Consider the following 13,252-nt stretch of genomic DNA (forward strand, 5'->3'; position numbering starts at 1 on the left):
TTGACAATACGTTAGGACAAACAAAGGAGTAAAAGGCATGGAAGTGACGGTCTTAATCCAGGCTACAGACGAGGCCTTTAAGATCATAGAAGAGGCCAGAAATCGTGCTCTGGACGTACTCAATACCTCGGTTAGATTTACGGCCGAGGCCAAGGTCCTTGAGGAGAAGAAGGTACAGGACATCTTTAAAGGGGCGGAGCGGACTAAATCCGAGGTCCTGAGTTTTCTGGCCACATTTGCATTATTGTTCTTTCCATTCTGGATGCCGCTTTCCGGGTTCTTTGATGTCTTCCATCTCAGCATCGGGGTGGGTTGCTGTGCCCTGGTGGCCTATATATCCCACGATCTCCTCTTTGTTAATGTACGGGTGGGGGATATGCGCACTATAGTAAAGAGGTTTTTCGCCTATATTCCCTGGTTGCTATACCAGATCTATCTGGCCAGCGTCCACGTAATCAAGATTGTTTTGAAGCCCAAGATGCCTATAAATCCCCGGATAATAAGGTTCAAGACAAAATTGCAAACAGATATCTCGATGGTAACCTTTGCCAACTCCATAACCCTTACCCCGGGTACTATCACCGTAGAGATAAAGGACGGCGAGTACTACGTGCATGCCATCGATGAAGAGGTGGCCTATGACCTTCTCTACGGCGGCGAGATGGAGGACAGGGTGGCCCATGTCTATATGGAGGCGGAGCATGTCTATGTCCAGGATGTATTGGATGTGGCCCGTATATATGGGGCTTTGAGATAAAGATGGAAACGATGTGACTTAAGCAGGAGGCGGTAGAGAAATGATAATAACCTACGAGGATATAATTATAAGGACCCTTACCCGGGTGCTGGCGCCGTTTTTACAGCTCTATGCCCTCTATGTTATTGCCCATGGGCACTACAGTCCGGGCGGCGGATTTCAGGGAGGCGTTATACTCGCGGCCAGTTTTATCCTGATGGTCATTTCTTTCGGGCTGGATATGGCCAGGAGGCGGTTGTCTGAAAAGGTCGATATCATATTCCTCTGTCTCGGACTTTTAATTTATTCAGGGACCGGGGCCTTATGCCTGGCCCTGGGCGGAAATTTTCTGGATTATAGAGAGCTGACAAAAATCCTGCCCGTAACCATAGCGAGAGCCAGGGCCCTCGGTATTCTGTTTGTGGAGACAGGCGTCGGCTTTGGCGTCATGGCCGTTATGACCTCTTTGGTCTATGATATTTCCACCGGCGGGTTGCCGCCTGAACGCAGGTAATAACAGGTAATAAATAGAACACCGGGAAGAGCAAGGGCGGAAAGGCACAGGGAAGGGCATCTTGGAGATTGAAGACATCCAGAAACAATCCATAAAAATGCAGCAAGTCTATAACATGATCTTAAATCTTGCTCCAACGGATGTTACTGTTCTGATCCAGGGAGAAGATGGGACAGAAAAGGAATGGGTGGCTGAGGCTATCCATGCCCATAGTTCCCGGAGAGACAAGGCATTCGTGGTTATTAATTGTGCCGCTTATCCGCGTTCCTTATTGGATGACGAACTATTTGGCTATGAAAAACGTATAAGTAAGGGCGCTTCACATCACAAAAAGGGGCGATTGGAAAGGGCCGATGGCGGCACCGCCTTCTTAAATGATATTGACGAGGTACTCCCCTTATCTCAGGTCAAACTTCTAAAATTTCTGGAAACGATGGAATTTGAAAGGCCGGGGGGACGGGGGAAGGTACGGGTAAATGTACGTATGATAACGGCCGCGGATAAGGATCTAAAAGAGGAAGTGGAGAAGGGGACATTTAATGAAGAGATGTACTACCGCCTCAGCATTATAAATATATATATCCCGCCCCTGAGACAGAGAAAAGAAGACATACCTTTCTGGGTTGAATATTTTATGGAGCGGTTATCCGGTGAGGGTAAGGGTGTCATCAAAAAGATTACCCCCAAGGCCATGCAGTTTTTGGTGGATTATTCCTGGCCCGGCAATGTCAAGGAGTTGGAAAACACCATCCAGTATGCCTATCTCACGACGCGAGACGAGCTTATTGACCAGGATGATCTCATCCCCAGACTGCGGAATGAAGTGACCAGAGAAGAGGGGGAGGGGGTAATCTCATTCGAGGATAACGAGAAAAGATTTCTGCTGAAGATGTTGAGGGAAGAAAACTGGAACAAGCTCCAGGTGGCCAAAAAACTCAAGATCAGCCGAAGTACCCTATATGCCAAGCTAAAGAAATACAATCTGGTAAGCAAACCCTCGTCAGTAGCAGAGGGGTGAGGGTAAATACAAAAACGTAATGTTCTACGGGGTGTCACTATGATCGATATGCAGCGATTCTTTATGGGCGTGAGCATTGCATTATTGTTTCTGGCATTCCTTTGCCTCTACCGGGCTATCTGGGGGCCCCTTATAACGAACCGGATAGTAGGCGTGGGGGCCATCGGGACCAAGACCCTGATTGTTTTGCTCCTTATGGGTCTCATATACGACCGGCTGGATATGTTCGTGGATATCAGTATTGTTTATGCGCTTCTGAACTTTATCGGCACCCTGGCTGCGTCCAAGTATCTTGAAATGATGGGAGAGGTTTGAGAATGGATACCATGACTATAGGATCGATACTGACCGCGATTTTTCTTTTGTTGGGTTTGCTTTTCTTCACCGGGGGCACCATCGGGCTCTTACGCCTGCCTGACTTCTATTGCCGTATGCATGCCACGGGCAAGAGTGATACCCTGGCAGTTCTCTTATGCCTCATCGGTCTAGCCATCTACAATGCTTTTGCGGGCAACTTTGCGCTACCCTATATCCTGGTGAGCATAAAGATTATCTTTATCGCTATGTTCTGGTTTCTGGCTGGCCCCGTATCCACCCATGCCCTATATAGAGCCGCCTTTAGATGCGGTGTCAAGCCTTGGACCTTGGATAATCAGTTTAAGGAGGTAGATAAAGAATGATAGTCCCACTGGATATTATACTGCTTGTCTTTGTGGTAATAACCGGTATTGCGGCCCTACAGATAAAAGATCTTTTGGGCGCTACGATTATCCTCGGGTCCTTCAGCTTCTTCATGTGCCTTATTTACACGGAGATGGGGGCGGTGGATGTGGCCTTTACCGAGGCCTGCGTGGGGGCTGGTGTGGGCACCGTCCTGTTTATCGCTGCAGTCCATAAGACGAAAAGGAGGGCGAAAGATTGAAAGCGTTTGCTTTGCTCACGGTAATCATAACCAGTGTCATGCTCGTCTATGGCGCGGAGGACTTCCCCAGGTGGGGCGACCCGGATCAGCCGGGCAGCGTGCACGTTTCGCCCCGTTATACCCAGGGTGCATACATAGAGACGGGGACTCCGAATATAGTTACGACGGTGGTTGCTGATTACCGGGGCTATGACACCATGGGGGAGACCACGGTTATCTATACGGCCGGGATGGCCTGTATCCTGATGTTACGGAAGAAAAAGAGGGGCGAAGGAGAAAACAATGCTTGAGTACATCATCAGTAAATATAACTACTGGGTCTATATCTTTCTGATGATGCTTGGCCTCTACGGCATGATCGGAAAGAGGAATCTGGTAAAAAAACTTATAGGTATGAATATCTTTCAGGTGGCGATAATCCTCTTTTATATTTCTATCGGGTCCAAGGTGGGGGGCGACATCCCTATACTGACCGCGGAGGACCTCCACGGTATGGCCGATCCCGGTAAGTACCTGAACCCAATACCCCACGTCCTGATGCTTACCGCCATCGTGGTGGGTATCGCCACAACCGGAGTGGCTCTGGCCATAATAATCATGATTTATAACCGGTATAAGACCTTGGCTGAGGATGAAATATTAGAGATTCGCAAGGAAACGGGAGTCTAACATGCGCTACGAACAATGCATCGTATTAATTGTAACCGTCCCGCTAATCACCTCTTTTCTTGTGGTGCTGCTAGGATGGTTTAAGAGGTGGCTATGTTACCCGTTAGTCCTGGCTGCCTTAGGGGTATCTTTCCTATGCTCTCTGGGTATTCTGGACTTGGTTATGGAGAGAGGGACGATTCACTACTGGCAAGGGGGCTGGGAGCCGCCCTGGGGCATCGAGTACGTGGTGGATCACCTCAACGCCTTTATGCTGGTGATGCTGACGTTCATTGGCCTTATGGTAGCCATCTACTCGAAAAAGAGTATCGAGCGGGAAATTCCTGAAAAGTTGGTCCCATACTACAGTATTTTCCTGCTCATGGTGACCGGCCTCATTGGCATCACGGTCACCGGTGACCTCTTTAACGTCTTTGTCTTTTTGGAGATTGCATCCCTCACTGCCTATGCCCTCATAGCGGTTGGTGAAGACGGGGCGCCTATGGCGGCATTCAACTATGTAATCATGGGCACCGTAGGGGCCTGTTTTTACTATCTGGGGATCGGCTACGTGTACATTGTGACCGGTTCGCTGAACATGGCCGATTTGTCCCAGCTATTACCCGCCCTATATCATAACAAGGCGGTGCTGGTCGGCTTTGCCTTGTTTACGGTGGGCATCGCCGTCAAAATGGGTCTCTTCCCGTTGCATGTGTGGCTTCCGGATGCATATACCTATGCGCCTTCTGCCACCAGCGCGGTTATCGCCCCCCTGTTCACCAAGGTTATGGCCTATCTCATGGTCCGGATTTTCTTTACGTTGTTTAAACCGCACTTTTCCATAGACCTGATCCCAATAACTCAGATCCTGACCTGGGTGGCGGCCGGCGGCATTATCGCCGGTTCGATCCTGGCCATCGCCCAGACCGATTTGAAAAGGATGCTGGCCTATTCTTCCATAGCGAACATCGGGTATATCGTGCTGGGTATCGGGCTGGCCAACCGGATGGGGCTTACCGGCGGCTTACTGCACATTCTGAACCATGCCTTTATGAAAGGGACCCTGTTCCTGGTGGCTGGCGGAATAATGTACAAGATGGGTATGCGGGATATTACGCAGTTTCGGGGACTGCATAAAAAGATGCCCTTTACCATGGCTGCCTTTACCATCGCCGCCCTCTCCATGATAGGCATACCGCCTACTGGTGGGTTCTTTAGCAAGTTTTATCTCGTCTTAGGCGCGATCGATGCAAGACAGTGGGCCTTTATAGTGGTTCTGTTGGCTAGCAGTCTGTTAAACGCCGTTTACTTCTTCCGGGTTATAGAGAATATCTACCTGGAACCACCGGTGACTGCCTATGCCACCGACGGCGGGACACACGAGGAGATAAAGCGGGATGAGCTTCCTTTAAGTATGCTTGTCCCCATCCTTATTATGGCGGCTGGAGTAGTCTTGTTAGGTATCTTTAATGAACGCATTATCGCCTTTATCATTCGCTTTGCGGTTCCGGCAAGCTTTTAACCGGGAGGAGACAGGATGGAAATCGTATATTCAATAAAGCCGCTACTTGCTGTTCTGGTATCACTTATTGCTGCCCCGCTGATCCTTCTTACGGGAGAAAAGCACAAGAATGTCCGGGAATTTTGGACGATTCTGGCGGCACTCATCAAATTCTCCGTGGTGGTCTCCATGATTCCACTGATTACCGATGGAAAGATCATAGAGTACACAATTCTACCCATAATTCCCGGTGTCCCCTTGCAGCTAAGGGTGGAGCCCTTCGGGATGATTTTTGCCCTTCTGTCTTCTACCCTGTGGATTGCTACTTCCTTCTATTCCATAGGCTACATGCGGGGGCTGAATGAGCACGCCCAGACGCGTTACTTCTTTGGCTTTGCCATGTGCATGTCTGCCGCTATTGGTATTGCGTTTTCCGCCAATCTGTTGACTCTGTTTGTCTTCTACGAGATTCTTACGATCTCCACCTGGCCACTGGTGGTTCATAAAGAGACCCAGGAGGCCGTCATGGGCGGTCGGAAGTACCTCTTCTATACCCTGACCGCCGGCACTCTGATACTGTTTTCAACAGCGATGCTCTACCACCTGACCGGGACTCTGGATTTTCGGGCGGGCGGCTTTCTGGCCGGACATGGGTCACCTGCCATACAGACTTTACTCCTGATAACCCTTATTCTCGGGTTCGGGGTCAAGGGCGGGATCATGCCTATGCATGAATGGCTGCCCACAGCCATGGTCGCCCCCACACCGGTCAGTGCCCTCCTCCATGCCGTGGCCGTGGTGAAAGCCGGTGTCTTTGGATGTCTCCGGGTTATCCTTTTTATCTTTGGCCCCAAGCTCCTCGGTGATCTGGGATTGTGGTTGCCCCTGGCCTATTTTGTTTCCTTCACCATACTTGCTGCCGGATTGTTGGCTTTAGGGCAGGATCATCTCAAGCGGCGACTGGCATTTTCGACGGTAAACTGCCTCTCTATTATGGTCTTGGGAGCTGCTTTATTATCGAAGAGCAGTATTACCGGTGGGATACTGCATATGGCTTTCCATGGTTTTATGAAAATCACCCTCTTTTTCTGTGCCGGGGCCATATATGTCAAAACCCATAAGGAATACGTTAGTCAACTGGATGGCCTGGGCAGGCAGATGCCGCTTACCTTCGCTGCCTTTACTATAGGCGCTATGGGCCTCGCAGGGGTTCCGCCGGTAAATGGCTTCATAAGTAAATGGTACCTTTGTCTAGGGGCCATGGAGTCCAAAGAAATAGTCTTTCTCTTTATACTGCTGACCAGTGCCTTACTGGACGTGGCCTTCTTTTTCCCCATTATTTATAAGGCCTTCTTCAAGAAGCCCTTAGATGATGTCAAACCGCATTTTGACGAGGCTCCGATGTTTATGGTCGTCCCGCTTGTGGTTACCGCCGTCATGGCGGTGATCCTGGGGGTCTATCCGGATGCCTTTTTCAGATTCTTTAACATAACTGCCTTGGCCGTTAATAACATTCTGGGGGTAAGTTGATATTATGAAGACCTTCAAGTACATTTTTTTCGGCTTAATTGTCCTGAGTTGTCTGCTGGGGCTGGTTTTTCCAAATCCGCATGCCCACTTCTGGTGGCAAAAGATACCGGTGTTTGATGCGGTCTTTGGATTCATCGGATGCATCGTCATCATCGTTGTCTCCAAGGCGCTGGGTCATGGCTGGCTGCAGAAGAAGGAGGGTTATTATGATTGATATTGTTCCTCCAGCCTTCATATATATCGTCGGGGCGTTCCTCATTCCCCTGTTAGGGAACAGGCTCAGGCTTTTGAAACAGGCCTTTTTGCTCCTGATCCCGGCCATTGCATTCTGGGATCTTCTCAACATGCCCCAGGGCACCTACTGGATTTATCAATTCCTGGGATATGAGCTTATCTTAGGCCGCGTTGACAAACTGAGCATGGTATTCGGCTACATCTTTGTCATCATGTCATTCCTGGGGATGGTCTATGCGATCCACATAAAAGAAGACGGGCAGCACGTGGCGGCATTTCTGTATATGGGGAGTACGCTTGGGGTGGTCTTTACCGGAGATCTTTTCACCCTGTTCGTTTTCTGGGAGATTATGGCCGGGGCCTCTGTTTTTCTGGTCTGGTACAGGCGGGAACAGGCGGCTCTCGACGCCGGATTCAGATACGTCTTTGTGCACCTGACCGGCGGTGCGATTCTGTTGGCCGGTATTATCATGCACGTGGTCGAGACGGGATCCACGGCCTTTTCACTGCTGAAATCCGATACCCTGGCTTCAAACTTCATCCTCTTCGGTTTTTTGCTCAATGCCGCGGTGCCTCCGCTCCATGCCTGGCTGGCGGATGCCTATCCGGAGGGGACAGTGACCGGCAGCGTATTCATGACTGCCTTTACCACGAAAAGCGCCGTATACGTACTGGCGCGAGGATTTGCCGGAACCGAGCTTCTGGTATGGCTTGGGGCGATCATGGCCCTCTATGGTGTGGTTTACGCGGTTCTCGAGAATGATATCCGAAGGCTTCTTGCCTACCACATTATCAGTCAGGTCGGATATATGGTCTGTGGCGTCGGGTTGGGAACTGAATTAGCCATAAATGGTGCAAGTGCCCATGCCTTCTGTCACATTCTTTACAAGGCATTACTTTTCATGGGTACCGGCGCGGTGATTTACGTGACGGGACGGCGTAAGATGACCGAATTACAGGGTAGAAACCTGTACCGGATGATGCCCATTACCGTCACACTCTATATGATTGGCGCCTTTTCCATCTCGGCCGTACCCTTATTCAATGGTTTTGTCAGCAAGACCATGGTCGTAGCCGCTGCCGGCATGCTGAACCGGCCGGCTATCGAGCTTATGCTTCACCTTGCCTCTATAGGGACATTTCTCCATACGGGCCTGAAGCTTCCCTGGGGTACTTGGTTTGGCAAGCCTACCGGGCAGGAGGACAAAATAGAGGCTAAAGAACCGCCGCTGAACATGCTGGTAGCGATGGGGCTGACGGCATTTTTGTGCATACTCACCGGCGTCTATCCCCAGGTACTGTATAATATCCTCCCTTATCCGGTTGATTTCCATCCTTATACTGCGGATAAGGTCGTGGCCATGATGCAGATGCTGTTACTGACGGCCGCTGCTTTCTGGCTCTACATAGACAAGCTGGGGGGAGAACCAACGGTCAGCATGGATACGGATTGGTTTTATAGAATGTTTGGCCGTGGCGTTGCGTGGTTCTGTGAGAAGCCGCTGAACGCATTACGCTCAGGAGTGCAAGCTTTTCTTACCAGTGATGTGAAAGGTGTTGCACTTCTTGCCAAAAACCCGTATCGAGCGGGGCGGCTTATTGCTTCCTACTTCCGTGGCGACCCCAAGGATAAATATCAGGCTGTCCGAAACGAGCCGTATAATGTGAATACGTACAGGATACCTATCGGCGTATCGGCCGGTGTGGCCACCATATTCCTGTTTTTGCTTACCCTGATCTATTTCGCTGTCGGGGGATGAGATTGGCCTTTTGTGAAGGGGTCGAGAATCATTTAATTTCCATCCGGGAAGCCAGGCTTTCCGGATGGAAATTACTTCATCTTGTCGATCAGTTTTTCATAATAAATCTGGTTTTCTTCAAAATTCACAGGTCGCTTCTGCATGACGTTGAGCTTCATGACCAAGAAGTTCAGTTTCTTCATCTGCCGGTATTTTTCCTTTTCATCGGTGAGCCCGGATAACAGGTCCTGGGCAGCCCGGATATCCTTCTTCAATTGCAGTTCCGGTGGGATACAATCGGCATTTTTTAAAATTTTATAGACCAGGCGCAGATCTTCAGGGACGTGGCTATCGTCTTCGAAGACCAGGGGTTTCCCTTTGCCGGGCAGATTGTCAAACTCGCCCTTTTCAATGGCTTCCCTGATTATATTTTCTATAATACGCTGAGGGTAGATCATAAGGACAACCTTTATACTAAAAAATAGCAGCAAATTTCGCTAGCCGCAACATTTAATTTATCCCTTAAAAAACCAGCCTTGTTTTTTGTTTTATCGATTCTATCCACTTAATATTTAAATAGATTTTTTCTTATTGTGTTATTTCGCAAATTCTTATACGATTATCCCTAACCGCAGGTCTCGACGAAAAAAGTCGAGTCGATATAATATATAATGTTGGGCGGCATGACATTGGCTGACTGGATTCCCGCTCTCTCGACAACTGGGCTTCTTGCCCTTCTGCTTTGGTTTGGCCGCACGCTCATACGGACACGCCTCACTGCCAGTGTTGAGCACGAATTCAACGAAAAACTGGAGCGCCTTAGAGGCGGAACTACGGCAGGGCGAAGAACGACTGAGGACAGAGCTTCGAGCAAAAGAAGCGGAAATCGCGGCCCTGAGAGGCGGCGCGATGACCGCTTTGGCTAGCCGGCAGATCGCCGTGGACAAGAGGCGACTCGATGCGGTGGATCAGCTTTGGGCCGCTACCATGGCCCTTGCCCCTGCACGTGCACTGTCTAACTGGCTTTCGGTGTTTAAATTTGAAGCTGCGGCTGAAAGAGCGGAGCGCGACCCAAAGGTCAGACAGCTATTTGACATGATGGGCGGCGGCTTCGACATAAAGTTGCTCGGCAGCGCGGACGCCCAAAAGGCTCGCCCGTTCGTTTCACCAATGGCATGGGCCATATTTACGGCACTTCAAGCCATCTGCGTACATGCAGCGATGCGTTGGCAGATTTTGAAAAGTGGCCTCGGAAAACAGGACTTTGCCAACACGGATTCCATTGACAAGTTGCTGAAGACCGCTCTGCCGCATCAACCGGCCTACATCGACAAGTACGGGCCAGAGGGATACCACTACCTCCTTGATGAACTCGAAACGAGGTTACTGCGTGAGCTTCAGTCTATGCTTGTCGGCGGCGAGGCTGATAAGGCCAACCTAGAGCAGGCTGCGGAGATTCTCAAACAGTCCAATGAGCTGATTACTCAAGTCACAGAACAGGCGAAGAAATAGATGCCGCCCAACCACGCGCTCCAGCGGACGCCGCCCGCTTCGCAGGCGGTTTCCTCGTTCGCTTCGCTCACTCGGCGCGGCTGAGCGCGGGCGTCGTTAGCAGTCAAAACTTTCATTCCGCCATTAAGTATTGACAACGGTATAAACTGATTGCATAATACAATTACAAAACGATGCATGAGGTGAAATATGTCTGGAGTCAAAACCGCTATATCGTTGGATGAAGAATTATTTGACAAAGTCAACAAGCTGGCGCACAAACTACATGTTTCACGTAGCCGGCTGTTTACCATCGCGGTGAGAGATTATTTGAAAAAAGAAGAAAACCGAACACTGCTTGCCCAACTGAATGATGCATACAGTGACCACCCAGATGATGAAGAAAGAAAAATTTCTACATCTATGAAAGCCAAACACCGCAAAATCATAGGGCAAGAGCCATGGTAATCGGACAAGGTGAAATCTATTGGGTTGACCTTGGTCAGCCATCAGGGTCTGAGCCGGGCTATCGGCATCCTCATGTAGTTATTCAAAACAATTTATTTAACGCGAGCAAAATTAATACGGTAGTAGTTTGTGCTCTTACCTCAAACGTCAAAAGAGCTCAGGCGCCGGGCAACGTTTTACTGAATAAAGGTGAAGCCAACCTTCCTAAAAAAAGTGTCGTGAATATTTCGCAAATTTACACGGTTAATAAAAGCGACTTGGTTGAAAAAATTGGTAAGGTGTCAGAAAAAAGATTTAACGAAATTCTTAAAGGCATAAAACTGCTTACCGAGCCGAGAGAAGTTTAACCATCAAAATGTCCTTGTCAAAAAACTGCTGACCAAGCTATTAAACCGACGGCAAGGCCTGCGGCCTTGTTGCCTCGCTTCGCTCGGCTGCACCTTATACCTTTCGTTGTTATGACGCCCAGATAAGCTCACCGGTTCGGCTCGTATCATACCCGCCCAACTGTTCAACGATTTCCTTAAACTCAGGTGACATAATAACTGCCAGGAGTGCCCGGATTCTTTCATCATCCCAAAACATGGCCGGTATGACCAGATCGTAACGCTCCTTAACTACCGAAATAAAATCTAATCCTAGCGCCCTGGCCGCAGCATATATGCCCAACCCTGCATCAGCGCTGCCGCTTAAGACATCCACGGCTACCGACATGTGGGTGTATTCTTCCCTTTCATAGCCGGTTATTTCAGCAGGAGAGATACCCAGCTTCTTGATCTGGAAATCAAGCAGGATCCGGGTGCCGGAGCCTGCTTGCCGGTTGATAAAGCCGATGTCTTTACGCCTGAGATCGTGAATAGACTGGATACCTTTTGGGTTCCCCTTAGGGACTATCAATCCCTGCTCCCGATAGACCAGATTTACCAATTTTACCGGGACATCGGGGATTATTTTTTTGATATATGGGATGTTATATTCCCCTGTTTCCGGGTCAAAGAGATGTGAGCCGGCCAGGTGGGCCATGCCTTTGCCGATGGCCAGCAGCCCGCCGGTGCTGCCTACATGACTGGAGGACAGGCTTAACCGGGGCGTACTTTTTTTGATCTCGTTGGCTAACACGTCTATGGTGAGGTCGTGGCTTCCGATGATGACCAAGGTATTTGCGATTTCACGGGCCTCTCTTAGAAGTTCTATCTCCACTTCTTCATCGGCGTTTATCCCTTCGGAAAGATGTGGTATGCGCAGTATGCCGTCGGCCCTAGTCAAGGTAGTAATCGCGCCGGCGCCGCGGGGCAGGGGAGTGGCAATGGTTGTATCGCCTACGCGACCTACATTGACCCTGAGAAATTCCTCTATGCCCAGCTTGGAAGGGATCTTGCGCGCCGGTCTGGCCGTGATGCGGGGACGTTCCGGTAGAGGGATGCCCATCATTTTATAAAGAATGGGACGGACAAACTGGTCGAAGGAGATGACCGCCGATACCGGATAGCCCGGATTTCCTATGACCGGTTTGCCGGCGATGATGCCCAGTATCGTAGGCTTCCCGGGCATAATAGTTACTCCGTGAACCAGGACCCGGCCCAATTCTTTTATGACTGTATAGGTATAGTCTTCTGAGCCGGCCGAGGAGCCGGCATTAATTATTATGCAGTCATAATCAGCAGCGCAGGCTTTTTGTACAGCGCCTTTGATGCGATCACAATCATCGGATATTATCTCGTGCCGGATGGGAATAGCCCCGCATTTTTCCACCAGACCGGCCAGGATATGCGAGTTATATTCGACGATCTTTCCCTGGGGAGGGGCATCACCGGTAATGTCCCCGGCGGCTATGAGTTCGCTGCCGGTAGGGATGATAACTACGCACGGTTTTTTCTTTACCGAAAGCGTAAATATCCCCCCGGCCAGGAGTGCGCCGATGTCAAACGGTGTTATACGGTGGTTTTGGGGAAGTATCAGCTCGGTGGCCACGATGTCCTCGCCTACCTTGCGCACATATTTCCAGGGATGGGCCGGGGCCTGTATCTCCACAGTTTTTTCGTTTATCTGGTGGACCTCTTCAATCATGATAACGGCATTGGTCCCGGGTGGCAGGATATGGCCGGTGTTGACAAAGAAGGTGTCCTTGCCGATGGTCAGTTGTTTGGGGTTTCCTTCGGAGGCCCCGTAGGTATCTTCAGCCAGAACGGCTATACCATCCATGGCTGCGGAGTGAAAGGACGGGGAAGAAAAACGGGCATACACAGCTTCGGCGGTAATTCTGTCCAGGGCCTCAGTCGCAGGAATCTTTTCACTCTTGAGTATAGGCGCATAATCAAGGGCATTGAAGAATATTCCCTGGGCCTCGTCCAGGGTCTTCATTTCCAGATAAATTTTTCGCAAAATTCAGGCCTCCTGATTCTTCAAATATGGCAACTATTCAGCCACAAAGTCACCAAGGCACAAAGAGAG

At 49.9% G+C, this 13,252-nt stretch carries 17 protein-coding genes; 15 read left to right on the plus strand and 2 right to left on the minus strand.

The genetic code is table 11. The features are described 5' to 3' along the window. Window positions 1-37 precede the first annotated feature (37 nt). The 12 genes from PHT49_06190 (at window position 38) to PHT49_06245 (ending at window position 8,863) form a co-directional block, all read left to right on the plus strand. Window positions 38-757 (plus strand): Na+/H+ antiporter subunit E, encoded by a 720-nt coding sequence (locus tag PHT49_06190; GenBank protein ID MDD5451469.1) that lies wholly within the window; start codon window positions 38-40, stop codon window positions 755-757. 40 nt (window positions 758-797) lie between these two features. Further along, window positions 798-1,250: a Na(+)/H(+) antiporter subunit B gene (locus tag PHT49_06195; GenBank protein MDD5451470.1), complete on the plus strand. Its 453-nt coding sequence runs from the start codon at window positions 798-800 to the stop codon at window positions 1,248-1,250. Between the two features lie 61 nt (window positions 1,251-1,311). Continuing rightward, a complete protein-coding gene (locus tag PHT49_06200) occupies window positions 1,312-2,268 on the plus strand; it encodes a sigma-54 dependent transcriptional regulator (protein MDD5451471.1) in 957 nt (318 codons plus the stop codon). A gap of 39 nt (window positions 2,269-2,307) precedes the next feature. Then, on the plus strand, window positions 2,308-2,583 hold the full coding sequence (locus PHT49_06205) for a monovalent cation/H+ antiporter complex subunit F (GenBank protein ID MDD5451472.1): 276 nt from the start codon (window positions 2,308-2,310) through the stop codon (window positions 2,581-2,583). A 2-nt stretch (window positions 2,584-2,585) separates the two neighbouring features. After that, the gene (gene mnhG / locus PHT49_06210) at window positions 2,586-2,948 is read left to right on the plus strand and encodes a monovalent cation/H(+) antiporter subunit G (GenBank protein ID MDD5451473.1); all 363 of its coding nucleotides are present in this window, start codon (window positions 2,586-2,588) and stop codon (window positions 2,946-2,948) included. Then, window positions 2,945-3,190, plus strand: coding sequence for a DUF4040 domain-containing protein (locus PHT49_06215; GenBank protein MDD5451474.1), 246 nt, complete (start codon window positions 2,945-2,947; stop codon window positions 3,188-3,190). The genes mnhG and PHT49_06215 overlap by 4 nt, the downstream gene beginning before the upstream one ends. Beyond that, complete coding sequence (locus PHT49_06220; protein MDD5451475.1) at window positions 3,187-3,480, plus strand: hypothetical protein; 294 nt, start codon at window positions 3,187-3,189, stop codon at window positions 3,478-3,480. Before PHT49_06215 ends, PHT49_06220 begins: the two co-directional genes overlap by 4 nt. Further along, window positions 3,473-3,859 carry a cation:proton antiporter subunit C gene (locus PHT49_06225; GenBank protein ID MDD5451476.1) on the plus strand — a complete coding sequence of 129 codons (387 nt, stop codon included), beginning with the start codon at window positions 3,473-3,475 and terminating at the stop codon, window positions 3,857-3,859. The genes PHT49_06220 and PHT49_06225 overlap by 8 nt, the downstream gene beginning before the upstream one ends. Before the next feature lies 1 nt (window position 3,860). Then, window positions 3,861-5,360 (plus strand): monovalent cation/H+ antiporter subunit D family protein, encoded by a 1,500-nt coding sequence (locus PHT49_06230; protein ID MDD5451477.1) that lies wholly within the window; start codon window positions 3,861-3,863, stop codon window positions 5,358-5,360. A 15-nt stretch (window positions 5,361-5,375) separates the two neighbouring features. Then, window positions 5,376-6,869, plus strand: coding sequence for a monovalent cation/H+ antiporter subunit D family protein (locus tag PHT49_06235; protein ID MDD5451478.1), 1,494 nt, complete (start codon window positions 5,376-5,378; stop codon window positions 6,867-6,869). A 4-nt stretch (window positions 6,870-6,873) separates the two neighbouring features. Further along, complete coding sequence (locus PHT49_06240; GenBank protein ID MDD5451479.1) at window positions 6,874-7,083, plus strand: hypothetical protein; 210 nt, start codon at window positions 6,874-6,876, stop codon at window positions 7,081-7,083. Further along, window positions 7,076-8,863 (plus strand): Na(+)/H(+) antiporter subunit D, encoded by a 1,788-nt coding sequence (locus PHT49_06245; GenBank protein MDD5451480.1) that lies wholly within the window; start codon window positions 7,076-7,078, stop codon window positions 8,861-8,863. Before PHT49_06240 ends, PHT49_06245 begins: the two co-directional genes overlap by 8 nt. Before the next feature lie 71 nt (window positions 8,864-8,934). Here PHT49_06245 and PHT49_06250 read toward each other — a convergent pair whose 3' ends face one another. Then, a complete protein-coding gene (locus PHT49_06250) occupies window positions 8,935-9,300 on the minus strand; it encodes a DUF1992 domain-containing protein (GenBank protein ID MDD5451481.1) in 366 nt (121 codons plus the stop codon). Window positions 9,301-9,628: 328 nt separating this feature from the next. Between PHT49_06250 and PHT49_06255 the strand changes: the two genes are divergently transcribed. The 3 genes from PHT49_06255 to PHT49_06265 all read left to right on the plus strand — a co-directional run bounded on the left by PHT49_06255 (window position 9,629) and on the right by PHT49_06265 (window position 11,148). Then, on the plus strand, window positions 9,629-10,354 hold the full coding sequence (locus PHT49_06255) for a hypothetical protein (protein MDD5451482.1): 726 nt from the start codon (window positions 9,629-9,631) through the stop codon (window positions 10,352-10,354). A 189-nt stretch (window positions 10,355-10,543) separates the two neighbouring features. Then, window positions 10,544-10,801 carry a ribbon-helix-helix domain-containing protein gene (locus tag PHT49_06260; protein MDD5451483.1) on the plus strand — a complete coding sequence of 86 codons (258 nt, stop codon included), beginning with the start codon at window positions 10,544-10,546 and terminating at the stop codon, window positions 10,799-10,801. After that, entirely contained in the window at window positions 10,795-11,148 is a 354-nt protein-coding gene (locus PHT49_06265) for a type II toxin-antitoxin system PemK/MazF family toxin (protein ID MDD5451484.1), read from the plus strand. The genes PHT49_06260 and PHT49_06265 overlap by 7 nt, the downstream gene beginning before the upstream one ends. Before the next feature lie 109 nt (window positions 11,149-11,257). On the opposite strand, the gene PHT49_06270 is transcribed toward PHT49_06265, so the two are convergent. Continuing rightward, window positions 11,258-13,183 carry a molybdopterin biosynthesis protein gene (locus tag PHT49_06270; protein ID MDD5451485.1) on the minus strand — a complete coding sequence of 642 codons (1,926 nt, stop codon included), beginning with the start codon at window positions 13,181-13,183 and terminating at the stop codon, window positions 11,258-11,260. Window positions 13,184-13,252 lie beyond the last annotated feature (69 nt).

The sequence above is a fragment of the Desulfovibrionales bacterium genome (assembly GCA_028715605.1).
Lineage (GTDB): Bacteria > Desulfobacterota > QYQD01 > QYQD01 > QYQD01 > QYQD01.